We start from the raw sequence: 24,634 nt of genomic DNA on the forward strand, positions 1-24,634 counted from the left end.
ACTATCATAAGTCTCAACTCATCCTTTAATTGGCGCTTGGCCTGCGAGCTGTGACTTGCTCCCGGGCTACAGGGTCTATGAGGTGGGGCTTTGCGAGTTTAGCGAGCAGTTGCCGGTTGCAGGGTTGCAGCCGGTGTTCCAGGGCTGGGGCAGGCTGGGCGAAATACACACCCAGACTATTTGTAGGCCCATCGTCGTTATGCGGTTGGTTTTTTTGGCTGCGTAACCGAAAATGTCGCCCCCTCCGTTTAGTAGTTTCGATGTTGAAACGATTTCGGTGCCTGAGCGCATCGTTTTCCTGACATGCCCGGCGGTATTGGGTGCCAGGCTGAACAGAACGCTATGTGGGATATCACTTTGCTGAAGGTCGTGAAATGAGAGAAGAGAAGTACCACCGCTTGTTCCGCACGCTTCTGACGATTGTCGTGGCCGTCTCCCTGAGTGGCTGCGACTGGGTTCTTTTCGATTCGAAAGGCCAAATCGGTATCGAGCAGCGTAACCTGATCATTACCGCCACTCTGCTGATGCTGATCGTGGTGGTACCCGTCATTTTCATGACCATTCTGTTCGCATGGCGCTATCGCTCCTCGAACAAGGACGCGACTTACGCGCCTGAGTGGGCTCACTCGCACAAGATCGAGGCCATCGTTTGGGGCGTCCCTTGCGTGATCATCATCGTGCTCGCGGTGATCACCTGGAAAACCACCCACTCGCTCGATCCGTACAAGCCTATCGAGTCCGAGGTCAAACCGCTGACCGTGGAAGTGGTAGCGCTGGACTGGAAATGGCTGTTCATCTATCCGGAGCAGGGCATCGCTACCGTCAATGAGCTGTACATTCCGGCCAACACGCCGATCAGCTTCCAGATCACTTCGCAGACCGTGATGAACACCTTCTTCATCCCGCAGCTCGGCGGCATGGTCTACGCGATGGGCGGCATGCGCACCCAGCTGCACCTGATTGCCAACGAGCCAGGCGAGTTCTTCGGCCTGTCGGGCAACTACAGCGGTCATGGTTTCTCGGGCATGAAGTTCCAGACTCACGCGACCAGCAACGAAGAGTTCGAGCAGTGGGTGGCCAAGGTCAAACAGTCGCCGAACACGCTGGACTTCAATGGCAACTACAAAATGCTGTCCAAGGCGAGTGAAAACAACCCAGTCGAGTACTTCAATGCTCAGCCAGGCCTGTTCCGGCAGATCCTCGGCCAGTACATCGATTACAAGAGCAACCCTGTGAGCGAAGCCGCGCACGCTTCAGGTGCGGAGGAATAAACGATGTTCGGAAAGCTGACACTAGATGCAATACCCCTGCACGAGCCCATCCTTGTAATCACCATGATCGCGGTGGCTCTGGGTGGTCTCGGGCTGGTTGCCGCGCTGACCTACTTCAAGAAATGGGGCTACCTGTGGACTGAATGGCTGACCTCGGTCGACCACAAGAAAATCGGCGTGATGTACATTCTCGTCGCATTGGTCATGCTGCTGCGCGGCTTCGCTGACGCAATCATGATGCGTACCCAGTTGGCTATCGCCACGGGTGGCTCGGAAGGCTATCTGCCGCCACACCACTACGATCAGATCTTTACCGCTCACGGTACGATCATGATCTTCTTCGTGGCCATGCCACTGGTGGTCGGTCTGATGAACATCGTCACGCCGCTGCAGATCGGTGCGCGCGACGTTGCTTTCCCGTTCCTCAACTCGCTGAGCTTCTGGCTGTTCGTGGTTGGCGTGCTGCTGACCAACGTATCGCTGTTCGTCGGTGAGTTCGCCATGACTGGCTGGGTCGCGTACCCGCCGTTGTCGGGCATCGAGTACAGTCCGGGAGTCGGGGTTGACTACTACATATGGGCGCTGCAGATATCCGGTATCGGTACGCTGCTCACCGGTGTCAACTTCTTCGTGACCATCATCAAGATGCGTGCCCCTGGCATGACCCTGATGAAAATGCCGATCTTCACCTGGACCATCCTGTGCACCAGCGTGATCATCTGCGGCGCGTTCCCGATTCTGACTGCCGTGCTCGGCATGCTGACTCTGGACCGCTACCTGGATTTCCACTTCTTCACTAACGAAGCTGGTGGCAACCCGATGATGTACGTCAACCTCCTGTGGGCCTGGGGCCACCCTGAGGTGTACATCCTGATCCTGCCGGCTTTCGGTGTATTCTCCGAAGTCACTTCGGTGTTCGCTCGCAAGCGTCTGTTCGGCTACGCCTCGATGGTCTGGGCCACCGTGGCAATCACCGTGCTGTCGTTCGTGGTATGGCTGCACCACTTCTTCACCATGGGCTCTGGGGCCAGCGTCAACGCCTTCTTCGGTATCGCGACGATGATCATCGCCATCCCGACCGGTGTGAAGATCTTCACCTGGCTGTTCACCATGTACCGCGGTCGTCTGGAGTTCACTTCGCCGATCCTGTGGACCCTGGGCTTCATCATCACCTTCTCCATTGGTGGTATGACCGGCGTACTGCTGGCCGTTCCAGGTGCTGACTTCCTGCTGCACAACAGCCTGTTCCTGATCGCCCACTTCCACAACGTGATCATCGGCGGTGCGGTATTCGGCTACATGGCCGGTATCACCTTCTGGTTCCCGAAAGCGTTCGGCTTCAAGCTGCACGAAGGCTGGGGCAAGGCATCGTTCTGGTTCTGGATCGTCGGCTTCTACTTCGCGTTCATGCCGCTCTACGTGCTGGGCTTCATGGGCATGACCCGTCGTCTGAACAGCACCACCAACCCAGAGTGGGAGCCGTGGCTGTACGTGGCCGTGGTCGGCGCGGTGATGATCGGTATCGGTATCCTGTGCACCTTGATCCAGTTCGCTGTGTCGATCATCAAGCGCAAAGAGCTGGCCGACGTGACGGGCGACCCATGGGACGCGCGTACCTTGGAGTGGTCCACTTCTTCGCCACCGCCGTTCTACAACTTCGCTGTTACTCCGCGCGGTGATCGTATCGACGAGTTCCACGAGCAGAAGCGCGATGGCCTCAAGCCTGCGCCGACCAAGTACTCGCCGATCCACATGCCGAAGAACACCGGTGTTGGCCTGATCATGTCCATTGGCGCTCTGGGCTTTGGCTTCGCCCTGATCTGGCATATCTGGTGGCTGGCTGCATTGAGCTTCGTAGGTACCTTCGCCGTTCTGATTCGCAACAGCTACAACACAGACGTCGATTACTACGTGCAGCCCGATGAGATCGAGCGCATCGAGAATGCACACATTCAAGCAAAGGCTAAGCAGGCGTAAACCATGTCCAGTGAAGTTTTGAGCAACCACGCCGCTCATGACGATGATCATGAGCACGAGCATCACCACGACGCGGGTGAAATGAAGGTCTTCGGGTTCTGGATTTACCTGATGACCGACTGCATCCTGTTCGCGAGTATCTTTGCAGGCTTCGCGGTGCTCAGCACCGCGTACGCCGGCGGTCCTACTCCGAAGGATCTGATCGACCTGAAACTCGTTCTGGTCGAAACATTCGCCCTGTTGTTCTCCAGCATCACCTACGGCATGGCCATGCTGGCCATGTACCGTGGCGACAAAGGCAAAGTGCTGTCCTGGCTTGCCGCGACCTTCCTGTTCGGCCTGGTGTTCATCTCGATCGAGTTGTACGAGTTCCACCACCTGATCCATGAAGGTGCTGCGCCGCAGGTCAGCGCTTACTGGTCGGCATTCTTCACCCTCGTCGGCACCCACGGTCTGCACGTCAGTGCCGGCCTGGTGTGGATGGCTGTGATGATGCACCAGGTCGCCAGCCGCGGCCTGACTCCGGTCACCCAGACCCGCCTGAGCTGCCTGAGCCTGTTCTGGCACTTCCTCGATGTGGTCTGGATCTGCGTGTTTACCGTTGTTTACCTGATGGGGGCTCTGTAATGGCTCATGATCACCACTCTGCCGCTGGCGCGAGCCACGGCAGCACCAAGGATTACGTCGTCGGCTTCGTGCTGTCGATCATCCTCACCGTGATCCCGTTCGCGATCGTGATGAACCCCGTCATGTCGAAAGCGGCCACGTTGTTCACCATCGTTGCCTTCGCGGTCGTGCAGATCTACGTGCACCTTGTGTACTTCCTGCACATGAACACGTCCTCCGCGCAGCGTTGGAACACGGTGGCATTCGTGTTCACCATCCTGATCACCATCATCGTCGTAGCGCTCTCTATCTGGATCATCTGGAGCATGCACTACTACATGATGGCCAACTAAAAGAGAGCAGCCTGATGTTCAAGCAATACCTGCTCCTGACCAAGCCGGGCATCGTCTTCGGGAACATGATTTCCGTCGCCGGTGGTTTCTTCCTGGCTTCGAAGGGGGATATCGACCTGATGCTGTTCCTGGCAACAGCACTCGGCGTCGCTCTGGTGATTGCTTCCGGTTGCGTGTTCAACAACTACATCGATATGGACATCGATGAAAAGATGGAGCGGACCAAGAACAGGGTGCTGGTAAAAGGCCTGGTTCCGCCGACTCATGCCATCGTTTACGCCTGCATCCTGGGGATTGCAGGCGTTGCCTTGCTCTATAAAGCTACGAATTTGCTTGCAGTCGCCTTGGTCCTCATGGGCTTTGTCGTCTACGTCGGGCTGTACAGCCTGTACCTCAAGCGCAATTCGGTTTATGGAACCCTGGTTGGCAGTCTGTCGGGCGCCGCTCCGCCTGTTGTGGGCTATTGCGCTGTAAGCAACGAGTTCGACATGGGGGCAGCAATTCTGCTGCTGATCTTCAGCCTCTGGCAGATGCCCCACTCGTACGCTATCGCCATTTTCCGTTTCAATGACTACCAGGCCGCCAACATTCCGGTGTTGCCGGTGATCAAGGGCGTTCCTGCTGCCAAGCGCAGCATCGTCCTGTACATCGCCGCGTTCCTGGTCGCCACCCTGATGTTGACCATCAGCGGTTACGCGGGCTACAGCTACTTCGTGGTAGCAGCAGTCAGCGGTGCCTACTGGTTGTGGATGGGGGTGTCGGGTTACAAGGCCGTCGATGACAAGGTCTGGGCACGCAAGCTGTTCGTGTTCTCCATCGTCACCATCACCGCGCTGAGCGTGATGATGTCGGTGGACTTCCAGGCCACGCCAAGCCAGATGCTGATGACCTCGGTCAATCACATCTGTGGCGTCGACAACGTCAGTGGTTTCTGTGCGGCATTTGCCTCGCGCTAAGCTTTGACGAGCGAATCGAGCGGGCCCCGTCATCAATGATGACGGGGCCCGTTTTCGTTACGCGTAAGCAATGTGTGTACGCCGAATTCTGAGAGTGGGAGATATAACCGTGAACGAGCAAGACGCTTTCATTGCCGGTCTCAAGGACCGCTTGCCCGAGGATCTCCGTGATTCCTTCACCGCCGAGCAGCTCGCTGCACTCAAGGTGGCCTTTGGCGCGCGGCAGTGGGGCCGCCATCCGCTGGACCTGCGCGGCACCCTTAAACTGTGGCGCTGGCGCTACTATTTCGTGTTCCTGGCCGGGCGCAACAAGCGTGACCTGAGCCGAGCCCAGCAGGAGCTGTCGCTGACCGCCAAGGCCCTGGGGGTCAGCCTGTTCCTGATGGTTTCCCTGGCGCTTGGCCTGCTGTTCCTGTACCTGATCAAGTCGGCACTGGGCATCAACCTGTTTTCAGGATTCTCCTTGGGCCTGTGGGACTGGTTCAACCGCGCCTGAACAGCAAGGCCTTGAGCCCGCCTTCAGGGTTGGCGTCGGGAAACTCCGGTGGGTTTTCCAGGCGCCTCTCGAAGCGCAGCTCGGGGGCTTCGCTGGCCATACCGGAGATCAAAAAATCACTGCCGACAGTGGGATCGTTGACGCAAGCCAGCACGCAGCCTTCGGGGCCCAGTAGTTCCGGCAGCTTGCGCAGGATCTTCTGATAGTCGCGCGTCAACGCAAAGCTGCCTTTCTGGAACGACGGCGGGTCAATGATGATCAGGTCGTAGGGGCCGTGGCGTTTGACCTTGCCCCACGACTTGAACAGCTCGTGGCCAAGAAAGCTGACCCGGCTGAGATCATGCTCGTTCAGGCGGTGATTGTCGCGGCCTCGGCTCAGAGCGGCCTTGGCCATGTCCAGATTGACCACGTGCTCGGCACCGCCAGCGAGTGCCGAGACAGAAAAGCCGCAGGTGTAGGCGAACAGGTTGAGCACCCTTTTGCCCCTGGCATTGTCGCGTACCCAGCGGCGCCCCAGTCGCATGTCGAGAAACAGCCCGGTGTTTTGCTTGCGGCCCAGGTCGAGCAAGAAGCGCTGGCCGTCCTCAACGATCACCCACTCTTCGGGTAGCTCGCCAGCCATACACAGCATTGGGCTGTCGGGCAGGTAGCGCTGTTGCAGCAGCAAGCTTTTGGCGTTGCTGCTGCGCCACGTCGGCGACTCGCTGAGTTGCTGCAGCATGACTTGCAACGCATTAAGCTCCTCGCCCGCAGGCTCCCGGAACAGGCACACCAGCATGATGCCCTGCAGCCAATCGACCGTGATGTGCTCTAGCCCCTCCCAGCAGCGCCCACGCCCGTGGAACAGGCGGCGGGCCTCGCTCGGTGGTGCGCTCAAGGCGTCGCTCAGGTGGTGGTGCAGCAGGGCGAGATTGGCTGGAGTCATGGGCAGTGCTATCGGTCGGCAGGGCGCGGCAGTGTAAATCAAAGCAATTGCCAGCCACGAATCGAGCTTTTGCGGGCACATAAAAAAGCCCGTCACGAGGACGGGCCAAATATGCCACTGGAGTCGGCGATGCGATGCGGTGTTACAGGATCGACAACGGGTAGTTGATGATCAGACGGTTTTCGCTCATGTCCTGGCCAACATCACGACGAAGGCTGGAGTTACGCACGCGAATGTTCAGATTTTTCAGCACGCCATCTTGCAGGGTATAAGCCAGTTCGGTTTCACGGCTCCACTCTTCAGCGTCGTCACGGGTGGCGCTTGCGCGGATGTTGTCGCCTTTGGTGTAACGGTTCATCAGGCTCAGGCCAGGAACGCCCAGAGCGGCGAAGCTGTAGTCGTGACGAATCGCCCAAGAGCGCTCATCCACGCCGTCAAAAGCGCTGGTGAAACCATCGTTGACCAGCAGGCCGCCGCTTGTGCCATCGACTTTGATGAAGCGGCTGTCACCACTTAGCTTCTGGTAGTTCACGGTAAAGGTGTTCATGCCTGTCTTGGCGGAGAAGCTTCCCTGATAGACCTTGTTATCCAGCTTGCCCGCTTTGGACGAGCCTTCGTCTTTACTGTCGACATAACCGAGGTTGGCACCCAGTACCCAATCGCCGACTGGTTGGCTGTGGGTCAACTGCAGGTAATTCTGTTGGTAGATGTCGTTCAGCTCAGCGCGCCACAAGCCAATCATGGTGCGTTTTTCGTTGAACTTGAATTCACCACCGGCGAAGTCGAAAGCGTTGGTTTTGAATCCGGAGTAGGACATACGCTCTAGGCTGGCATCGTTACGCGCGCTGTTGCCATTGAAGCGACCGCCATACAGGGACAGGCCTTCAATTTCGTTGACCGTGAGCTGGCCACCCTTGAAAGTCTGCGGCAGGGAGCGGCCATCATCGGCGCGCAGTATTGGCAGTACGGCAAACCATTCGCCAACTTTCAGCTCGGTTTTGGAGATTTTGGCTTTGGCAGCTACCGCTGTGCGGCCGAAATCACCTGCAGAGTGAGCATCGTTGCCCGTGCCATGAGTCGGGAACAACTCGCTGTTGATTGTCCCTTTGCCGCCATCCAGCTTGACGGCGTACATACCCAACACGTCGAGTCCGAAACCGACGGTGCCCGCCGTGTAGCCGGAGCGTGCGTCCAAGATAAAACTCTGCGCCCACTCAGCTCTCTGACCTTGGTCATCGCCCTGGACTTGGGGGCCCGTGTGGTTGAGGAAGTTGCGGTTGAAGTAGTAGTTGCGCAGGTTGAGGTTGACCTTGGCATCCTCTACAAAACCTTCGGCATGGGCCGCGAATGGCATGGCGAGGGCCATGGTTCCGGCTCCGATCAGGCCCAGCGAGATGATTTTGCGTGCTGTCATTGTTGTTGTGCTCCCGATTTTTGAACAGACCGCCCAGTGCCAATCAGTGATCGACATGCCTTGAGGTCGGTGTGGAATGCCCCTTGCGGGGCGCAGACCTGCGTGCGTTCACGCAGGACTCTGCCTCAGGCCCTAGCCATCGGCGAATAAGTGGCGCGCAGGTATTGAAATGAATGCGTCGGGCAGGGCGCTGTGGCCCAGAGAAAATGTGCGGGTGACGTGAAGGCGAATGTCTTCATGGTGCGACCTTTTTTGTTTTTATAAGGTTTGTTGTCATACAACATTGGCGGGGATTATCGACAGCTCCGAATCGCCTTGTCAACGCACGCTGATGAAAAGTTCCCACACCGTGCTGAATATCCCGTTTACCCGGCAACGGAGCTATAGCCTAAGCCTCACAGCTATGGGCTTTTGGGTTATATCGGTAGCGCATTTTCGCTGCTGTTTGAGGTGGATGATGTAGGCTAGCCAATGCACTCGCCTCTCAATAAATGTTGTGCGATAACGTATATCAGCTAAAAAAGTGAGAGATTTTCATGCCGCATTGCCTTATTGAAGGTGCTCGTTCACTCGAAAAGATTCTTGAGCCCGGTGCGCTCGTGGCATTGGTTCACGACACTGCGATGGGCACGGGATTATTCAAGGAAGGGGAGGTGAAGGTACGCCTGAGTCTTTACGATCACTACAGTGTCGGCGGCAATCAGAGTGACTTTGTGCATGTGATCTTCTACTTGCTGGCCGGTCGTACGGACGAGCAGAAGAAAGCCCTGTCGATGGCCATCGTGCGCAAGCTGGTGGAGCGTTTGCCAGAGGTCGAGAGCATTTCACTGGATGTGCGCGATATGCGCCGCGAAGCTTTCAGCAACCGACGCCATTGTCTGGACGCAGGTTGATCGGCCAGACCGGGCGGTAACGGCTACCGCCCGGCCAGCGATTAACCCCGGTAGTAACGCTGCGCCACGAATGGCGTCTTGGCGACTTTCATGGCGACGCGCTTGCCGCGTACCAGTGCCCATACCTCCGTATCTACGGACGCGTGACTGCTCTGCACGTAGCCCATCGCCAGCGGCGCGCCCAGGCTAGGGCCGAAGCCGCCGCTGCACACCTGACCGATGATCTCGCCTTCAGCATTCACCAGCTCTGCGCCCTCGCGTACCGGCGTGCGCTCCTGAGGCAGCAAGCCGACGCGTTTGCGGGCGACGCCATCGCGTTTCTGGGCGAAGATCCGCTCTGCGCCTGGAAAGCCGCCGGGGCGTGTGCCGTCGGCGCGGCGTGCTTTCGAGATCGCCCATACCAGGCTCGCTTCGATCGGCGTGGTGTCGGTGCTCATGTCGTGGCCGTACAGACACAGGCCGGCTTCCAGACGCAGCGAATCACGGGCGCCCAGGCCGATTGCCTGTACTTCCGGCTCGGCGAGCAGGCTACGCGCCAGGATTTCTGCATGGGCGGCAGGCACGGAGATCTCGTAGCCATCCTCGCCGGTGTAGCCCGAACGGCTGACGTAACAGTCCACGCCGAGCAGGCGCACGGCCTGAAATTGCATGAAGGTCATCTTAGCGACTTCAGGCGCCAGGCGGGTGAGCACATCGACTGCCTTGGGGCCCTGCAGGGCCAGCAGTGCGCGTTCGAAGCGTGATTCGATCTGGCACTGATTGGCTATGTGCTGCTGCAGGTGCATCAGGTCCTGATGCTTGCAGGCCGCGTTGACCACCAGAAACAGCGTGTCGTTACCCAGGTTGGCGACCATCAGGTCATCGAGAATGCCGCCGTTGGTGTCGGTGAACATGGCGTAGCGCTGCATGTCGACTGGCAGGTCGATGATGTCGACGGGTACCAGGCTTTCCAGTGCCTTGGCGGCGCCAGCACCGCGCAGGATGATCTGTCCCATGTGCGAGACATCGAACAAGCCGGCGGCTTCGCGGGTGTGCAGGTGCTCTTTCATCACGCCGAGCGGATATTGCACCGGCATCTCGTAGCCAGCGAACGGCACCATGCGCGCGCCCAGTTCGAGGTGCAGCGCGTGAAGCGGCGTTTTCGCCAGAGTTTCAGTGGTCATTGCGCTCTCCTGTATAGGCTGTGAGCGGCCCGCCGCAGCGTGCGGGCAAAACGAAGAGGGCAGCTGCCGGTGGCGCCGGCAGCCGATGGGCAATCAGGCGTCCTGATAGGCCTCGATGGGCGGGCAGGCGCAGACCAGATTGCGGTCGCCGAACACGTTGTCAACCCGGCCTACCGGCGGCCAGTACTTGCCATCGATCAGGTTGCGAGTCGGGAAGACCGCCTGTTCACGGCTGTACGGATGCGTCCACTCACCCACCAACTCGGCAGCGGTGTGCGGGGCATTTTTCAGCGGGTTGTCGTCGGCGTTCAGTTCGCCGCGCTCGACTGCACGGATCTCTTCGCGGATGGCGATCATGGCGTCACAGAAGCGATCCAGCTCCTGCTTGGATTCGCTTTCGGTCGGCTCGATCATCAGCGTGCCGGCCACCGGGAAGGACATGGTCGGTGCGTGGAAGCCGAAGTCGATAAGGCGCTTGGCTACGTCGTCGACGCTGATGCAGCTGCTGTCCTTGAGCGGGCGCAGGTCGAGAATGCACTCGTGCGCCACCAAGCCGCCTTCACCGCTGTACAGCACCGGATAGTGTTCCTCCAGGCGGCGGGCGATGTAGTTGGCATTGAGAATCGCCATCTGCGAGGCCAGGCGCAGGCCAGTGCCGCCCATCATACGGATGTACATCCAGGTGATTGGCAGAATGCTTGCGCTGCCAAAAGGCGCGGCACTGACTGCACCTTCTTTGCGCTGCATATGCGCGTGGCCGGGCAGGAACGGTGCTAGGTGGGATTTCACACCAATCGGGCCAACGCCCGGGCCACCACCGCCGTGGGGAATGCAGAAGGTTTTGTGCAGGTTGAGGTGCGATACGTCGCCGCCAAACTTGCCGGGGGCGCAGAGGCCAACCATGGCGTTCATGTTGGCGCCATCGATATACACCTGGCCGCCGTTGTCATGAACGATGGCACAGATCTCGCGGATGCCTTCCTCGAACACACCGTGGGTGGACGGGTAGGTGATCATGATCGCTGCCAGCTGATCGCGATGCTGCTCGGCTTTGGCGCGCAGGTCGTCGATGTCGACGTTGCCGCGGGCGTCGCAGGCGGTGACTACCACGCGCATACCGGCCATGTGTGCGGTCGCCGGGTTGGTGCCGTGAGCCGATTGCGGGATCAGGCAGATATCGCGCTTATCGTCGCCGCGACTCTGGTGGTAGGCGCGGATCGCCAGCAGGCCGGCGTATTCACCCTGGGAGCCAGCGTTGGGCTGCAGCGATACAGCGTCGTAGCCGGTGGCGGCGCAGAGCATGGCTTCCAACTCGTCAGTCAGCTCCTGATAGCCGGCGCTCTGCTCGGCAGGTGCGAATGGGTGCAAGTTGCCGAACTCCGCCCAGGTGACCGGAATCATCTCGCTGGCGGCGTTGAGTTTCATGGTGCACGAACCCAGCGGGATCATGCTGCGATCCAGCGCCAGGTCTTTGTCGGCGAGCTTGCGCAGGTAGCGCATCAACTCGGTTTCCGAGTGGTAGCGGTTGAATACCGGGTGCTCGAGAATCGCCGATTGACGTAGCAGGGCGGCAGGCAGGCCGCTGTCGGTAGTGCTGGAGAGTGCTGCGAAATCCGGTAAGGCCTTGCCGTCTGCGAACAGTGTCCAGAGTTGTTCGATATCCGCCTGAGTAGTGGTTTCGTCAAACGACAGGCCGACACGCTCGGCATCCACTTCGCGCAGGTTGATGCCGGCTGCGCGAGCTTTTTCGTGCAAGGCGACGGTCTGCGCGCCAGTGCGCAAGGTCAGGGTATCGAAGAATGCCTGCTGTTCGACCTGCAGGCCGAGGCTCTGCGCGCCGCGCGCGAAGATCAGCGTCAACTGATGGACACGTTTGGCGATCTGCGTCAGCCCTTGAGGGCCGTGGTACACGGCGTACATGGCGGCAATGTTGGCCAGCAGTACCTGAGCGGTGCAGATGTTGCTCGTGGCCTTCTCGCGGCGAATGTGTTGCTCCCGGGTTTGCATGGCCAGGCGCAGGGCCGGGTTGCCAAAGCGGTCCACCGACATACCGACCAGGCGGCCCGGTATGTCACGCTTGAATGCGTCACGGGTAGCGAAGTAGGCCGCGTGTGGGCCACCGAAACCCAGTGGCACGCCAAAGCGCTGGGCGCTGCCCAGGGCGACGTCAGCACCGAACTCGCCCGGCGCTTGCAGCAGGGTCAGGGCCAGCAGGTCGGCGGCGACGGCGACCAGAGCGTTGGCGCCGTGGAAGCGCTCGACCACTTCGCGGTAATCGAAGATGTCGCCATTGCTCGCCGGGTACTGCAGCAGAGCGCCAAAGAAGGCGCTGGCGTCGTCGATAGTGGCTTCGTCACCAACCACCACCTCTATACCCAACGGCTCGGCGCGGGTGCGCAGCACGTCGAGGGTCTGCGGATGGCAGTGCTGGGAGGCGAAGAAGGCGTTGGCGGCCTTGTTCTTCGACAGGCGCTTGCAGAAGGTCATGGCTTCTGCGGCAGCGGTGCCTTCGTCGAGCAGTGAGGCGTTGGCGATCGGCAGGCCGGTAAGGTCGCTGATCAGGGTCTGGAAGTTGAGCAGCGACTCCAGGCGGCCCTGGGAAATTTCTGGTTGGTACGGCGTATAGGCGGTGTACCAGGCCGGGTTTTCCAGCAGGTTGCGCAGGATCGGTGACGGCGTGTGGGTGCCGTAGTAACCCTGGCCGATGTAATTGCGAAACAGCTGGTTCTTGGCGGCGATGGCCTTGATGGCGGCCAGGGCATCGGCTTCGCTCTGGCCGTCGCCGGCCGGCAGTACGCTGGTGCCCTTGATGCTGCCCGGAATCACGCTGGCGGTCAGCGCGTCGAGGTCGCTGAAACCGAGGGTTTCCAGCATGGCAGCGGTGTCTTGCTCAGGCGGGCCGATATGGCGGGCGATGAATTCGTTACGGGTGGTCAATTCGGTCATGGTTTTCTCTCAAGCGTCGGCTTTGGCGTTGAGCAGGCGCTCGTAGGCGTTCTGATCGAGCAGGCCGGCCAGTGCACTGGCGTCAGTTGGGCGGAAGCGGAAGAACCAGCCTTGGCCCAACGGCTCGGCATTGACCAGCTCAGGGCTGGCTTCGAGATCGGCATTCACTTCGACCACTTCACCGTCGAGCGGCATGCCGATGTTGCTGGCTGCTTTCACAGACTCCAGTACGGCTACTTCGTCGCCAGCGGCATAGGCTTGCAGCTCGGGCAGTTGAACGAATACCACGTCACCCAGTGCGTCTTGAGCGTAGGCGGTGATCCCTACGGTGACCAGGCCGTCGGCCTCTTGGCGCAGCCATTCGTGTTCGACGGTAAAACGCAATTCGCTCATGGGGACTCCCTCTTTTGTCTGTGTGCCCATCTTGCGGGCGCGGCTATTGGGGAGATAAGTAGCAAGGTAAGTGCCAGTTATATTTATCCTTATAAATCAATGACTTATGTTTTTTATCTATTGTCTGCTGAGGCGCTTGTATTGATTCCAATACGGTTTTGACGGGCAGCCCCCTGTATTGCACATCAAACCGGTGAATGTCGCAGGTGACTATCGCTGTGTCGTATTGGATACGGTGTATCTAAATCGATACGATTGGTGGGCATTTTCCGTAATCTACTTCAGAAGTTTCAATGAAGTGCCGGCTGCGCACCGGATTGGCGCAAGCGCTCACCCAGCTTCATGCGCAGGGCGGGGTCATCGCACAGCAGCAGCGCCCGCTGCACATCGAAACGCTCGGCGTGAGCGCAATCCAGGTGCTGGTAGAGATCTGCTCTGACCAGATGATCATTGGCATCGGGCGGCGCCAGTTGCAGTACGCGCTCGGCGTCCTTGAGTGCGCTGAGATAATCCTCGGCACCAGTGTGCAGATGGCGCAGGTTGCGTGACAGGCGCACGATCATGCTGCGGGCATCGCTGGCCTGCATGTGCTCGGCGCTCAGTTGGGCTTTGGGGCCGAGATAACGCAGCAGCAACTCACGGCAGTCACGCGGGTAGAGCCGGCGACCGCCACAGGGATCGAGCAGGTGGTCGGCACCGGGTACGCGCAGCAGGAAATAGCCTGGAAAACTCACGCCTTGCAGCGGAATCTGCAGGCGGCGCGCCAGCTCCAGTGCTATCAGGGCGATGCTCAATGGCTGGCCGCGACGTCGCTGCAGCACCTTGTGCAAGAGCGCGGCGTGCGGGCGCAACGGGCTTTCGTCATCTTCCTGGAAATGCAGCTCGCTGAGCCGTCGCAACATGGGTTGCGCGAGCTCCTTTGGCGGTACGCTGGGCAGGCCTGCATCGATCTGATGCTTCAGGCCTTCAAGCTCGTGCATGACTTGGGCGGGCTGTACAGCCGGGTCGTGTTCGGCAGCGACCCAAAGGGCAGCTTCAAAAAGCGCCGGCTGTTCGGTGTTCAAGCAGGCCAGACAGTGATCGCGCGCGCTCATGGTCACCTCCTGAGGGGTGACCTTGTTTTAACTGCGCGCGAGCTGGCCGTCCAGCGCTGAAAAGCGAAGAGATGTTAGCGGTAGCGTCAGCCGCTCACTCTGCCTGCGGTTGGCTGCCTAATTCAGCGAGGGCATCGGGCTGGTTCTTGAAGGCCTTGGCGAACACATCGCGATTTCTCGCCATGTAGATGCCCAACTCTTCGCTCTGGTTTTCGCTGAGCGACGGTACGGCTTTGTGCAGTGCCTCGCTGAGCAGCTCGGCCAGCTCCAACATCTTGTCATGACGATCTGCTTCGGCCTTATCCATAAACAAACGCTCCGGGTCGCGACTGCTGCGGTACACCACTTCGACGGCCATTCATCACCTCTACGCCTTCACGCTGATAATTAAAAATACTGTTCATGCATCCAGTTGTGGCAAGCATAATGAACTGCGTTGCGTTTGAACAGCGTAAACCTGATTGATGGCAATGCGCGGCATCCTGTCGCGGCGGCCCCGTGGCTGCTTATGTGCCTTTCATGGGGCGGCACGCTTCTGTGTGCCATCGCAGCCGGTTCGCTGGTCTCGTTCCTGCATGGGAATGTCATGCGGGCGCGTCATGATGAAGGCGCCTGGCTGCATCAATTGGAAAGGGGAACGTTATGAAGTGGGTGGACGATAGCCGCAAGCGGATGCACAAGGGCGCGAACTCGATCGGTAATCTGTTCGTCGAGGGCTTCCATTACCTGGGCCTGTTCGCCATTGGCGCCGCGACCGCATGGGCATCGGTTGCTGCTTTTCTGGGGATGGTAGAGAAGGGCACAGCCAGCGTGGATGACATCCTGTTGCTGTTCATTTACCTCGAGCTGGGTGCGATGGTTGGCATCTACTTCAAGACCAACCACCTGCCGATCCGTTTTCTGCTGTACATCGCCATCACTGCGCTGACCCGCTACTTGATCGGTGACGTATCCCATCATAAAGCGCCGGATATCGGCTTGCTGTATCTGTGTGGCGGGATCTTCTTTCTGGCGCTGTCGGTGCTGGCGGTGCGTTTCGCGTCGTACAAGTTCCCCTCCAGCAAGGCTATCGATTCCACGGGCGAAGTGGTCGGCGACAACTACTCCGAGCGCTAATGGCGTTTAGTCGGCCAGCGGTGCGAAGAGGGCCTGCAGGTCGTCTTCGCTGAGTTGCCAGCTGCTCTGGCTGCCACCTTCTTCGAGCAGGCCATGGGCCAGGTTGGCCTTGGCCTGCTGCAGTTGCTGAATCTTTTCTTCCACGCTGCCGCGGGCGATCAGTTTGTAGACGAACACCGGTTTGTCCTGGCCGATCCGGTAGGCACGGTCGCTGGCCTGGGCTTCGGCTGCCGGGTTCCACCAGGGATCGAAGTGGATCACTGTGTCGGCAGCCGTCAGGTTCAGCCCGGAGCCGCCGGCCTTGAGGCTGATCAGAAAGACCGGAAATTGCCCGGCCTGGAATTGCTCCACGGGCGTGCGCCGATCGCGGGTGCTGCCGGTGAGCTTGGCGTAGCCGATGCTGCGTGCCTGCAATTCGCTCTCGATCAACGCCAGCATCGAGGTGAACTGGGAAAACAGCAGCACGCGGCGGCCTTCGCCAACCAGCGCTTCGAGCATATCGAGGAGGCTGCTGAGCTTGCCGGAGTCATTACTGGTGAGTTCGGCCGGTGTGTCGTCGAGCAGGCGCAGGTCGCAGCACACCTGACGTAAACGCAGCAGCGCTTCGAGGATCACGATCTGGCTGCGCGCCAGGCCCTGGCGGGTGATTTCCTCGCGCACCTTGCGGTCCATGGCCAGGCGCAAAATTTCATAGCGGTCGCGTTGCGCCGGGGTCAGTTCTACCCACTGGGTGATTTCGGTCTTGGGCGGCAGCTCGCGGGCGACCTGCTCCTTCTTGCGGCGCAGCACGAAGGGTTTGATGCGCCCGCGCAGGTGCGCCAGGCGCTGCTCGCTGCCGTGTTTTTCGATGGGCGTGCGGTAGTCGCGGGTGAAGCGTTTGGAGTCGCCGAGCCAGCCGGGCATCAGGAAGTTGAACAGCGACCACAGCTCGCCCAGGTTGTTTTCCAGCGGCGTACCACTCAGGCACAGTCGCTGGCGGGCGATGATCTGCCCGGCAGCGAGGGTGGCCTTGCTGCGTGGATTCTTGATGCTCTGGGCTTCGTCGAGAATCAGCAGGTGGAAGCGCTGCGCGGTCAGCGCCTTGAGGTCGCGTGGCAGCAGGGCATAGGTGGTGAGCACGATGTCGTGCTCGGTGATCAGCTTGAACCCGCTGCGCCGCTTGCTGCCATGCAGGGCCAGCACCTTGAGGGTGGGCGCGAAGCGCGCGGCTTCGTCCTGCCAGTTGGGAATCAGGCTGGTGGGCATGACGATCAGGGCCGGCTGCTGCAGGCGCCCGTTCTGCTTCTCCAGCAGGATGTGCGCCAGGGTCTGCAGAGTCTTGCCCAGGCCCATGTCGTCGGCCAGCACGCCGCCGACTTCCAGCTCGCCCAGCGCCTGCATCCAGCCGAGGCCCTGCAGCTGGTAAGGGCGCAGCTGTGCGTTTAGGGCATCGGGGGCGCTCACGTCTTGTTGCGTGGTGTATTGCAGGCGCCTGGCGAAGTCGCGTAGTTCTACGCCGCCTTTCCAGTTCAGCGCCGGGCCTTGCTGCAGGGTATTCAGGCGCGCGGCATCGGCACGTGCCAGGCGCACGCGTGTGCCAATCTCTTCAGCATCACCGATGAACAGCTCGCCCAGTGCGGCCAGCAGCGGCTTGAGCCGCGCATAGGGCAGGGCGACGCGATGTTGGCTATGCGGCAGGCTGACCAGCAGCAGCTCTTCATCCTGGCGCTGCGCCAGAGCATCGCCGGAAAGCAGCCAGGGCGAGCGGCGGATGGCCTGCAGCAGCACTGGTAGCAGGCTGATGCGCTGGCCTTCCACCTCGATGCCAAGCTCCAGGTCGAACCAGCCCTGTTCAGGCACCTCATCGACGTCGGCGTACCAATCGTCGATCTCGGCCAGGTTGTAATGGAAGTCGGGCTGGATTTCGATGCGCCAGCCTTCCTCGCGCAGCGCCGGGATCTGCTGCTGCATGAACGTCAGCCAGGCCGCATCACCCTGCAACTCGAAATGCTCGCCAGGGTGCTGGGCGAGGGCTTCGCTTTGCCTCAGGGCGATGCGCAGGCCGCCATCTTCCAAACGGCGGCGCAGTTCGGCTTCACGCGCTGCGTCGCGGATGATGCGCAACTGCTGGTTTGGGCCAAGGCGGATCAGCAGATCCTTGGCCGTCTTGCCGACCGCCGTGTGGCCCCTGTAATCGAACGCCAAAGCAGCTCGGTGCTGGGTTTGCTCGAGCATGCGGCCCTTGCGCGCATCGAAGTGCACGCGTACGTGGCTGCCCAGAGTCAGCACCGGCAGTGGGCGCACGTCTTCCAGCCGTGTTTCGTCCACCGGTTTTTCGGTGACGATCAAGGTGCCCAGGTCATCACCGACGCGCTGGCGCGCCTCAAGCGTGAGCAGAGCAGCCGCCACATGCTTGCAGTTGAAGCCCACCGGGCAGCTGCAATGGCCGGTCACGCCCCAGCCTTTGCCGTAGGCATGCAAGGTGATGCGCTGCTGATAGGGGCGCTCGCCGCTGCCCAGGCAACTGGCGAGCAGGCTGTGATCCTTGAGGCTGAGCAGGCGGCTCAGGCCACGGTTGGCGTAATCCTGGCCACGACGCAGCGCGCCGTCCTCGAAGTCGCCGCGCCAGTCGGCCTGCTGCAGGTGCAGGATATCGGGCATCAGGCGTGTTCTCTGCAGTCTGGGGCAAGGTTTGGCATGGCAGGATGGAAACGATGGAAAGCCGCCGATGGTCTCACAGCTCGCCCGCGAATGGCAGCACTGCGCCGGCCGTTCAGACGCCGTCGGTTTCGGTTTTCAGGGCGCCGCGAATGTTCATCGCACCCAGACACAGCTGCAGCACGATCAGCGCATAAGCGTGGCTATAAAGCCCCCAGACTATCCACAGCAGGTTGCTTGCCATGAACACCCAGAAGCCCAGGTTGCGACGGCGCCGTTGTTTGGACGCGACCAGCCAGGCCGCGACGACGGTGATCAGCATGGCTGGCCATTGCAGCCAGTCGAGGTACTCCATGAATGCATCCGTTAACTGAGGGTGACCTCAGTAGCGACCGGCGCAGTGCCGCGTGCGTTCGACCTTTCAGACCGGGGCGTTCTCGCGCTGCGCCTTGTCGGCGTACATCTCGGCATCGGCCATGCGCAGCAGCTCGCTGGCGGTGGTGCCGTCTTCGGGGGCGATGGCGATACCGATACTGATACCGACCTGCAGGGTTTGCCCGTTGTAGGCGATGGGCTCGCCGAGCTCGTCCTCGATGCGCTGCCCGAGCCGAATGGCGGCGGCTCTGTCCAGCCCCGGCAGCAGCGCGGCGAACTCGTCGCCGCCCAGGCGGGCCGGCATGTCGATGCTGCGTAGCAGGCCACGCAGACGGCTGGCGCTGACCTTGAGCACTTCATCGCCTGCGGCGTGGCCGTAGCGATCATTGATCTGCTTGAAGTGGTCGAGGTCGATCATCATCAGCGCGAACGACGCCGTGCGGCTTTTGGCCAGCGCACTGGCGACGCTGTGATCGAACACGCGGCGGTTCGGCAGCTCGGTCAGAGGGTCCTGATGGGCCAAGGTGTTGAGCGGCCGCAGCAGATGCCGGCCGATCAGCACTACTACCAGCGCCGAGAACACCAGGCTGGCCAGCAGCAGATAGCGCTGAAAACGCTCGATACGCTCGTAGGCAGCCATGTTCTGGCCCAGTGATTTGCCGGCAATCAGCAGTACCTCGCTGGCCTCCTGAACATTGAGGCGGTTCAGCGCCACCGAGCGCATCAGGTATTCGTCGCTGTCGTCCTGCAGCGTCCACATGGCGCCATCGACCAGCGCCGCCGGGTTACTCAGCAAACGCTCGAAGCTGCTGTGCAGGGTATTGCCATGCAGCTGCCAGGCACCGTTCTGCCCGCGGGACAGAAACACCAGGTCGGTGTCGGTGACCTGCTTGAGCGACTCTGCCAACTCGTCGTCGATGGCGAAGCCCAGGGTCAGCTCGGCCTGTGGCGTCGGCATGTTCACCACGCTGTGAATGAGCTGGTAAAGCACGCCGCTTTGGCTACGCAGCAGGGTGACCGGTTGCGCCTCGGGGTTGGTCGATAGCGCGGCGGCTTTGAGCAGCGGCGCAATGTCGGCTTGTTGCAGTTCTTTGGGCACGCTGGCGATCAACTGTCGATCCAGGGTGTTGAGCAGCGCGAAGTCGGCCTTCAGCCGCCTGCCGTGGTTGAGCAGCATGGATTCGATGGTCGAGCGCTCGCCGGTGGCGATGGCTTCCTTGAGGCCGTAGTCAGAGGCCAGCACGGCAGCGCCCTGGGCCAGTTGCCGCTGGCGCAGCTCGAGCAATTCGTCGACCACCTGGGTGGTGGTGTGCAGGCTATTGCTGATGGTTTCTTCGACGATATTGCGATTGGTGCGAGTGCTGACCAGGTAGATGACCACCTGCACGGTCAGCAACGCCACGAGCAACACCACGATGATGCGTCGCTCCTGGGTTTTGATGTGCCGGCTGCTTCTCATCGGTTCTCCAGTCAGGTTTGGTTACCGAGTGTAGAGCGACGTTTTGCCGGCAAGTGCCCCATGATCAGGATGCGCGTTTGAAAATTCGCTCTGAGAACAGCATCTGAGCGAATACTGGATAGGCCAAGTAATGAAGGATGAAGATCAGCACGCCCATGGGGCTGGGCTCGTCCTGCAGGCTCATCATGGCCAGCAGGCCGGCATACAGCAGCGCGAGCATGCCGCCATACAGCCACACCAGGCGGCGCCGTTCACCGCGCGTTGGCGGGCGGCGCTGTTGCCAGGCGAACAGCAGTGCCATCAGCGCCGCAATGCTGGCGGCGATCACCAGCGTGGCGAGCACGCCGCCGAGTTTGACGAAGCTGCGCAGCAGCAGGTTGAGTACCACAGCCACCACCACGCCGACGAGGGCGTAGCGAAGCATGGCTACGGGCTGAGAAGAGGGCGGCATGGTGGTGCAACTCGGCGGTGGCTGTAGAGCTTGGAGTCTCGCCTCTGACGCAGGGTTCTACAAGTTGCGGTGCAGGCCGAAGCGCCGGCTCAGTATCCGGTCGAGCAGCGCGCCGGGGAGTAGGGCGGCGAGCAGCGGCAGTGCGCGGCTACCGTTGCCGAGGCGCACTATGCGCGGGCGCTTGGCACCTGCGACGGCCGCGTAGACGTTGCGGGCTACATGGCTGGCAGGCGTCGGGTTGTCCTGGGAGGCGGTGGCGCGGGCGCGGATGCCGTCACGCATCGGCCACCACGGGGAACGTTCACCGATCAACTGTTCTGCCTGTTGACTGGCATGGGCGCCAAAGCTCGATTCGATTGCACCCGGTTGCACTTCCATCACCCCTACACCGAACGGCGCTAGCTCAAGCCGCAGGGCGTCGCTAAGCGCATGCACGGAGGCCTTCGAGGCGCAGTAGGCGCCGGCAAACGGGGTGACTAAAACAGCCGAGACGCTGCCGATATTGATCACCAGCCCCTTGTTCTGGCGCAGCAGGGGAAACAGTGCACGGGTCACGTTGAGCAGAGAGAACACGTTGGTTTCGAACTGCTTGCGCAGCGCTTCGGCGCCACCGTCGAGCAGCGGGCCCATAGCGCCGTAGCCGGCATTGTTGATCAGCACGTCCAGGCCACCGATACGCTCCTTGAGTTGCGTCGCCAACTGCTCGACGCCCGCCTCGTCGTTCACGTCCAGTTGCACGGCGTTGAAGCCGGCATCACTCAGGCGCGCCACGTCTTCACTTTTACGGGCGCTCGCCCAGACCTGATAGCCATGCTGTGCAAAGGTATCGGCCAGCGCTCGACCGATACCGCTGGAGCAGCCAGTGATCAGAACCGTGGGTTGGCTCATGGGTAATCCTTATGATTGTTCTCTGCTGGATTGAAGGGCGGGCTTAGCGGCTAAAGGTGCCCTGCAGCTGTTCGGCGCGGAATTCCAGGGTGCTGGCGCGGTAGCCGCTACGCAGGGTAGGCAGCGGCATGCAGCTTTGCCAGTCAGCGCCCGGCAACAGTTCACCTGGGCCGCTGTAGCGTGGCGCTTCGAACAGCCCCTGCGCCAGGTTGACACTGTCACCCGGCCGGTAAGCGGTAACCTGCCAGCGCAGTTCCTGCATCGCAGCCTCACTGCCGTTATGCAGGTGCAGGCTCAGTGGGCGATCAGCGGGGCAACTGTCAGGCGCGTAACTCAGGCGCAACTCAAGGTGCGCCAGGTAGCGATTTTCGCGGCTTTCCTGCCACAGCACCCAGCTCGCCACCAGGCCCAGACCAAGCAGGGCGGCAAGTGAGATGGGGAGAGCTTTGGCCGGGTAGCGGATCAGCAGGATGAACCAGCTGAGAACCAGAATCGCGCCGAAAATCATGGCTGGGCCTTGAACGTCGAATGTTCGCCAATCCTACACAAGGGCGGATGTATCGGCACGTGCGCAGGGGTTGGCGGATGTTTCTGCAGTGCTTACTCCGGCGCGTGGTCGCGCAGGAACACCAGCTTGTTGGCGGTCGAGTCCTTTGCCGAGAAGCGGTAGCCCTGATCGTCGAAATCCTTGAGGTGCTGCGGATCTGTCACGCGTTCCTTGATAACGTGGCGGGCCATCAGGCCGCGGGCTTTCTTGGCGTAGAAACTGATGATTTTGTACTGGCCATTCTTCAGGTCCTTGAACTCGGTATCGATGATGCGCGCCTTGAGCACCTTACGTTGCACCGCGCCGAAGTATTCGTTGGACGCCAGGTTGAGCAGCACGTCGTCGCCCTGGGCCTGCAGCGCCTCGTTCAGCCACTCGCTGATGTGCTCGCCCCAGAACGCGTAGAGGTCCTTGCCGCGGGCATTGGCCAGCTTGGTGCCCATCTCCAAGCGGTAAGGCATCATCAGGTCGAGCGGGCGCAGCAGACCATACAGGCCGGAGAGCATGCGCAGGTGCTGCTGGGCGAAGTCGAAATCGGCTTCCTTGAAGCTTTCCGCGTCGAGGCCGGTGTACACGTCGCCCTTGAAGGCCAGCAGCGCCTGCTTGGCGTTTTGCAGGGTGAACTCGGGCGTCCAGCTGCCGAAACGCGCGGCATTGAGGCCAGCGAGCTTGTCGGACAGGTGCATCAACTCGGCGATCTGTGCTGGCGAGAAATCACGCAGCTGTGAGACCAACTCCTGGGAGTGGTCGAGAAATTCGGGTTGGGTGAAGCGCGACGTCACCGGCGCGGTGTCGTAATCGAGGGTCTTGGCGGGTGAAATCACCATCAGCATGAGTCGTCTCCTTCGGCGGAACGGCGATTCTAGCCGATTCGATCAGCACCGCGGGGCGCTGGGAACGAGGATATGGCAGAGGCTGACTTATGACTCTAGTGGCGCTTGGGCGTGGCTGCCAAGGTCATTCGTCAACCTGAAAAATAAAAATAAAAAAACTGAAAAGATCGTTTGCCTGTCACATTTTTTGGAGTATCAACGAACTGTGATTTGCAGCGAACCGAGCATGATGATCGGCCCGCGCAGACCACGCTTTGAAAGACCGCCGAACCCTGCAGACAGGTGGCGGCCCTCGGCCCTCATTCGTTTGCATCTCCCCTCACCGGGGAGTCGGTGGCCCTGTGTGGCGGAGCGCCGTCCCGGCATTCCGTCGCTGGATCCGACAAAAGGTGACGAGTATGGATGACCACGGACGCATCAAGCCCACCGCCCCAACCTTGTACGCCCTCGACACCAATGTCCTGATTCACGATCCCAACGCGTTGCTCAATTTCCAGGAACACCATGTCGCCATCCCGATGACGGTGCTGGAGGAACTCGACAAGCTGAAAACTGGCAAGCAGGGCGTCGCTGCCGAATGCCGCCAGGCGATCCGCCTGATCGACAAGATTCTCGATGGCGCCACGCCCGAGGAGGTCGAGCACGGTGTACCGATTCAGCGTGACAAGAGCGGCCCCTGTGGCTTCCTGTCGATTCTCATGAGCAAGAGTGCGGCGCCGGTTACCTGGCTGCCGGAAGACCTCAACGACAACAAGATCATCAACCAGCTGGTCGAGCTCAAGTCGCGGCGCCCGGGCACCTCCGTGGTGCTGGTGACCAAAGACATCAACATGCGCCTGAAGGCCCGTGGTTGTGGCCTGGATTCCGAGGATTACCACACCGACCAGCTGGTCGACGATGTGTCCCTGTTGTCCAAGGGATACCACGACGTCGAAGGCTCCTTCTGGGATCGCGTCGCCAAGGTCGATACCCGTCAGGGCCATGGGCGCACCTGGCACCGCGTGCAGCTCAGCGAAGATCTGCCGGCGGTGAACGTCAACGAATTCATCATCGACGAGCAAGGCTTCGTCGGTTGGGTCAAGGAAGTGGATGGTCACGAGCTGCTGATTCTCGACCTGCATCAGGAGCCGCTGCTGCACCAGGAAGCCTGGGGGCTCAAACCGCGAGACATCCACCAGGCGCTGGCGCTCTACGCACTGCTCGATCCGGATATCCACTTGGTCAACCTGACCGGTGCCGCCGGCTCCGGCAAAACCATTCTGGCGCTGGCAGCAGCCATCGAGCAGACCATGGTCAGCAAGCGCTATCGGCGCATCATCGCTACGCGCTCGGTGCAGGGGCTGGATCAGGAAATCGGCTTCTTGCCGGGTACCGAAGCGGAGAAGATGGAGCCGTGGCTGGGCGCCATCACCGACAACCTCGAAGCCCTGCACATGGACGACGAAAATACCCACGGCAGTGTCGACTACATCCTGCAAAAGGTGCCGTTGCAGTTCAAATCGCTGAACTACATTCGCGGGCGCAGCTTCCAGCAGAGCCTGATCCTCATCGACGAATGCCAGAACCTCACCCCGCACCAGATGAAGACCATCATCACCCGCGCCGGTAATGGCTCCAAAGTGATCTGCCTGGGCAACCTGGCGCAGATCGACACCCCGTACCTGTCAGCGCCCAGTTCGGGCCTGACCTACCTCACCGAGCGCTTCAAGGGCTTCGAACACGGCGTGCATATCACCCTGCAGGGTGTACCACGCTCGATCCTTGCCGAGTACGCGGAAAGCCACATGTAGCAACCTGCCCGGAGCCGCCTGGCGGCTCCGGGCATTCATTGTGATAGCCGC

Annotated in this window: 23 protein-coding genes; 9 read left to right on the forward strand and 14 right to left on the reverse strand. The window is 60.6% G+C overall.

The window, feature by feature from the left end:
* Positions 1 to 374: 374 nt before the first annotated feature.
* The 6 genes from cyoA (at position 375) to BUC40_RS15805 (ending at position 5,659) form a co-directional block, all read left to right on the forward strand.
* Positions 375 to 1,271: a ubiquinol oxidase subunit II gene (gene cyoA, locus BUC40_RS15780; RefSeq protein ID WP_073267128.1), complete on the forward strand. Its 897-nt coding sequence runs from the start codon at positions 375 to 377 to the stop codon at positions 1,269 to 1,271.
* A 3-nt stretch (positions 1,272 to 1,274) separates the two neighbouring features.
* Positions 1,275 to 3,248, forward strand: a complete 1,974-nt coding sequence (gene cyoB, locus BUC40_RS15785; protein ID WP_073267129.1) for a cytochrome o ubiquinol oxidase subunit I — start codon at positions 1,275 to 1,277, stop codon at positions 3,246 to 3,248.
* Between the two features lie 3 nt (positions 3,249 to 3,251).
* Positions 3,252 to 3,875, forward strand: coding sequence for a cytochrome o ubiquinol oxidase subunit III (cyoC, locus tag BUC40_RS15790; RefSeq protein WP_013790123.1), 624 nt, complete (start codon positions 3,252 to 3,254; stop codon positions 3,873 to 3,875).
* Positions 3,875 to 4,207 (forward strand): cytochrome o ubiquinol oxidase subunit IV, encoded by a 333-nt coding sequence (locus BUC40_RS15795; RefSeq protein ID WP_073267130.1) that lies wholly within the window; start codon positions 3,875 to 3,877, stop codon positions 4,205 to 4,207. Before cyoC ends, BUC40_RS15795 begins: the two co-directional genes overlap by 1 nt.
* Positions 4,208 to 4,218: 11 nt before the next feature.
* The gene (gene cyoE / locus BUC40_RS15800; RefSeq protein WP_208605781.1) at positions 4,219 to 5,163 is read left to right on the forward strand and encodes a heme o synthase; all 945 of its coding nucleotides are present in this window, start codon (positions 4,219 to 4,221) and stop codon (positions 5,161 to 5,163) included.
* Positions 5,164 to 5,233: 70 nt separating this feature from the next.
* Positions 5,234 to 5,659 (forward strand): 3-phosphoshikimate 1-carboxyvinyltransferase, encoded by a 426-nt coding sequence (locus BUC40_RS15805; protein ID WP_073267132.1) that lies wholly within the window; start codon positions 5,234 to 5,236, stop codon positions 5,657 to 5,659.
* Here BUC40_RS15805 and BUC40_RS15810 read toward each other — a convergent pair.
* Together BUC40_RS15810 and BUC40_RS15815 are read right to left on the reverse strand one after the other, a co-directional pair.
* Positions 5,646 to 6,584, reverse strand: coding sequence for a class I SAM-dependent methyltransferase (locus BUC40_RS15810; protein ID WP_073267133.1), 939 nt, complete (start codon positions 6,582 to 6,584; stop codon positions 5,646 to 5,648). The two genes, BUC40_RS15805 and BUC40_RS15810, sit on opposite strands and share 14 nt — an antisense overlap.
* Positions 6,585 to 6,726: 142 nt before the next feature.
* Positions 6,727 to 7,998: an OprD family porin gene (locus BUC40_RS15815; protein ID WP_073267134.1), complete on the reverse strand. Its 1,272-nt coding sequence runs from the start codon at positions 7,996 to 7,998 to the stop codon at positions 6,727 to 6,729.
* A 536-nt stretch (positions 7,999 to 8,534) separates the two neighbouring features.
* Here BUC40_RS15815 and BUC40_RS15820 point away from each other — a divergent pair.
* On the forward strand, positions 8,535 to 8,891 hold the full coding sequence (locus BUC40_RS15820) for a 5-carboxymethyl-2-hydroxymuconate Delta-isomerase (RefSeq protein ID WP_073267135.1): 357 nt from the start codon (positions 8,535 to 8,537) through the stop codon (positions 8,889 to 8,891).
* 41 nt (positions 8,892 to 8,932) lie between these two features.
* On the opposite strand, the gene gcvT is transcribed toward BUC40_RS15820, so the two are convergent.
* The 5 genes from gcvT to BUC40_RS15845 all read right to left on the reverse strand — a co-directional run bounded on the left by gcvT (position 8,933) and on the right by BUC40_RS15845 (position 14,845).
* Positions 8,933 to 10,054: a glycine cleavage system aminomethyltransferase GcvT gene (gene gcvT / locus BUC40_RS15825; RefSeq protein ID WP_073267136.1), complete on the reverse strand. Its 1,122-nt coding sequence runs from the start codon at positions 10,052 to 10,054 to the stop codon at positions 8,933 to 8,935.
* A gap of 93 nt (positions 10,055 to 10,147) precedes the next feature.
* Complete coding sequence (gcvP, locus tag BUC40_RS15830) at positions 10,148 to 13,000, reverse strand: aminomethyl-transferring glycine dehydrogenase (protein ID WP_073267137.1); 2,853 nt, start codon at positions 12,998 to 13,000, stop codon at positions 10,148 to 10,150.
* A gap of 9 nt (positions 13,001 to 13,009) precedes the next feature.
* Positions 13,010 to 13,393 carry a glycine cleavage system protein GcvH gene (gene gcvH / locus BUC40_RS15835; RefSeq protein ID WP_073267138.1) on the reverse strand — a complete coding sequence of 128 codons (384 nt, stop codon included), beginning with the start codon at positions 13,391 to 13,393 and terminating at the stop codon, positions 13,010 to 13,012.
* Positions 13,394 to 13,683: 290 nt separating this feature from the next.
* The gene (locus BUC40_RS15840; protein ID WP_073267139.1) at positions 13,684 to 14,487 is read right to left on the reverse strand and encodes a SirB1 family protein; all 804 of its coding nucleotides are present in this window, start codon (positions 14,485 to 14,487) and stop codon (positions 13,684 to 13,686) included.
* A 94-nt stretch (positions 14,488 to 14,581) separates the two neighbouring features.
* Positions 14,582 to 14,845, reverse strand: a complete 264-nt coding sequence (locus BUC40_RS15845; protein WP_073267140.1) for a YebG family protein — start codon at positions 14,843 to 14,845, stop codon at positions 14,582 to 14,584.
* 284 nt (positions 14,846 to 15,129) lie between these two features.
* On the opposite strand from BUC40_RS15845, the gene BUC40_RS15850 reads away from it, so the two are divergent.
* A complete protein-coding gene (locus BUC40_RS15850) occupies positions 15,130 to 15,603 on the forward strand; it encodes a phosphate-starvation-inducible protein PsiE (RefSeq protein WP_073267141.1) in 474 nt (157 codons plus the stop codon).
* Positions 15,604 to 15,609: 6 nt separating this feature from the next.
* Here the strand turns inward: BUC40_RS15850 and BUC40_RS15855 are convergent, their stop codons facing one another.
* The 7 genes from BUC40_RS15855 to yaaA form a co-directional block, all read right to left on the reverse strand.
* Positions 15,610 to 18,243: a DEAD/DEAH box helicase gene (locus BUC40_RS15855; RefSeq protein ID WP_073267142.1), complete on the reverse strand. Its 2,634-nt coding sequence runs from the start codon at positions 18,241 to 18,243 to the stop codon at positions 15,610 to 15,612.
* 112 nt (positions 18,244 to 18,355) lie between these two features.
* Positions 18,356 to 18,595: a hypothetical protein gene (locus BUC40_RS15860; protein ID WP_073267143.1), complete on the reverse strand. Its 240-nt coding sequence runs from the start codon at positions 18,593 to 18,595 to the stop codon at positions 18,356 to 18,358.
* A gap of 66 nt (positions 18,596 to 18,661) precedes the next feature.
* The gene (locus BUC40_RS15865) at positions 18,662 to 20,074 is read right to left on the reverse strand and encodes a GGDEF domain-containing protein (RefSeq protein ID WP_073267144.1); all 1,413 of its coding nucleotides are present in this window, start codon (positions 20,072 to 20,074) and stop codon (positions 18,662 to 18,664) included.
* A 64-nt stretch (positions 20,075 to 20,138) separates the two neighbouring features.
* Entirely contained in the window at positions 20,139 to 20,525 is a 387-nt protein-coding gene (locus tag BUC40_RS15870) for an ABZJ_00895 family protein (protein ID WP_073267145.1), read from the reverse strand.
* Between the two features lie 57 nt (positions 20,526 to 20,582).
* A complete protein-coding gene (locus BUC40_RS15875; RefSeq protein WP_073267146.1) occupies positions 20,583 to 21,413 on the reverse strand; it encodes an SDR family oxidoreductase in 831 nt (276 codons plus the stop codon).
* 43 nt (positions 21,414 to 21,456) lie between these two features.
* Entirely contained in the window at positions 21,457 to 21,921 is a 465-nt protein-coding gene (locus tag BUC40_RS15880; protein ID WP_073267147.1) for a multidrug transporter, read from the reverse strand.
* 92 nt (positions 21,922 to 22,013) lie between these two features.
* Entirely contained in the window at positions 22,014 to 22,793 is a 780-nt protein-coding gene (yaaA, locus tag BUC40_RS15885; protein WP_073267148.1) for a peroxide stress protein YaaA, read from the reverse strand.
* 398 nt (positions 22,794 to 23,191) lie between these two features.
* Between yaaA and BUC40_RS15890 the strand changes: the two genes are divergently transcribed.
* Positions 23,192 to 24,583 carry a PhoH family protein gene (locus BUC40_RS15890; RefSeq protein WP_073267149.1) on the forward strand — a complete coding sequence of 464 codons (1,392 nt, stop codon included), beginning with the start codon at positions 23,192 to 23,194 and terminating at the stop codon, positions 24,581 to 24,583.
* Positions 24,584 to 24,634: the final 51 nt, after the last annotated feature.

The organism is Phytopseudomonas punonensis (genome assembly GCF_900142655.1).
GTDB classification, from domain to species: Bacteria; Pseudomonadota; Gammaproteobacteria; order Pseudomonadales; family Pseudomonadaceae; genus Aquipseudomonas; species Aquipseudomonas punonensis.

What these genes read in the sequence shown, in the direction of transcription:
- cyoA (WP_073267128.1), top strand. Translation starts at nt 375, where the DNA reads ATGAGAGAAGAGAAGTACCACCGCTTGTTCCGCACGCTTCTGACGATT.
- cyoB (WP_073267129.1), top strand. Translation starts at nt 1,275, where the DNA reads ATGTTCGGAAAGCTGACACTAGATGCAATACCCCTGCACGAGCCCATC.
- cyoC (WP_013790123.1), top strand. Translation starts at nt 3,252, where the DNA reads ATGTCCAGTGAAGTTTTGAGCAACCACGCCGCTCATGACGATGATCAT.
- BUC40_RS15795 (WP_073267130.1), top strand. Translation starts at nt 3,875, where the DNA reads ATGGCTCATGATCACCACTCTGCCGCTGGCGCGAGCCACGGCAGCACC.
- BUC40_RS15805 (WP_073267132.1), top strand. Translation starts at nt 5,234, where the DNA reads ATGTGTGTACGCCGAATTCTGAGAGTGGGAGATATAACCGTGAACGAG.
- BUC40_RS15810 (WP_073267133.1), bottom strand. Translation starts at nt 6,584, where the DNA reads ATGACTCCAGCCAATCTCGCCCTGCTGCACCACCACCTGAGCGACGCC.
- BUC40_RS15815 (WP_073267134.1), bottom strand. Translation starts at nt 7,998, where the DNA reads ATGACAGCACGCAAAATCATCTCGCTGGGCCTGATCGGAGCCGGAACC.
- BUC40_RS15820 (WP_073267135.1), top strand. Translation starts at nt 8,535, where the DNA reads ATGCCGCATTGCCTTATTGAAGGTGCTCGTTCACTCGAAAAGATTCTT.
- gcvT (WP_073267136.1), bottom strand. Translation starts at nt 10,054, where the DNA reads ATGACCACTGAAACTCTGGCGAAAACGCCGCTTCACGCGCTGCACCTC.
- gcvP (WP_073267137.1), bottom strand. Translation starts at nt 13,000, where the DNA reads ATGACCGAATTGACCACCCGTAACGAATTCATCGCCCGCCATATCGGC.
- gcvH (WP_073267138.1), bottom strand. Translation starts at nt 13,393, where the DNA reads ATGAGCGAATTGCGTTTTACCGTCGAACACGAATGGCTGCGCCAAGAG.
- BUC40_RS15840 (WP_073267139.1), bottom strand. Translation starts at nt 14,487, where the DNA reads ATGAGCGCGCGCGATCACTGTCTGGCCTGCTTGAACACCGAACAGCCG.
- BUC40_RS15845 (WP_073267140.1), bottom strand. Translation starts at nt 14,845, where the DNA reads ATGGCCGTCGAAGTGGTGTACCGCAGCAGTCGCGACCCGGAGCGTTTG.
- BUC40_RS15850 (WP_073267141.1), top strand. Translation starts at nt 15,130, where the DNA reads ATGAAGTGGGTGGACGATAGCCGCAAGCGGATGCACAAGGGCGCGAAC.
- BUC40_RS15855 (WP_073267142.1), bottom strand. Translation starts at nt 18,243, where the DNA reads ATGCCCGATATCCTGCACCTGCAGCAGGCCGACTGGCGCGGCGACTTC.
- BUC40_RS15860 (WP_073267143.1), bottom strand. Translation starts at nt 18,595, where the DNA reads ATGGAGTACCTCGACTGGCTGCAATGGCCAGCCATGCTGATCACCGTC.
- BUC40_RS15865 (WP_073267144.1), bottom strand. Translation starts at nt 20,074, where the DNA reads ATGAGAAGCAGCCGGCACATCAAAACCCAGGAGCGACGCATCATCGTG.
- BUC40_RS15870 (WP_073267145.1), bottom strand. Translation starts at nt 20,525, where the DNA reads ATGCCGCCCTCTTCTCAGCCCGTAGCCATGCTTCGCTACGCCCTCGTC.
- BUC40_RS15875 (WP_073267146.1), bottom strand. Translation starts at nt 21,413, where the DNA reads ATGAGCCAACCCACGGTTCTGATCACTGGCTGCTCCAGCGGTATCGGT.
- BUC40_RS15880 (WP_073267147.1), bottom strand. Translation starts at nt 21,921, where the DNA reads ATGATTTTCGGCGCGATTCTGGTTCTCAGCTGGTTCATCCTGCTGATC.
- yaaA (WP_073267148.1), bottom strand. Translation starts at nt 22,793, where the DNA reads ATGCTGATGGTGATTTCACCCGCCAAGACCCTCGATTACGACACCGCG.
- BUC40_RS15890 (WP_073267149.1), top strand. Translation starts at nt 23,192, where the DNA reads ATGGATGACCACGGACGCATCAAGCCCACCGCCCCAACCTTGTACGCC.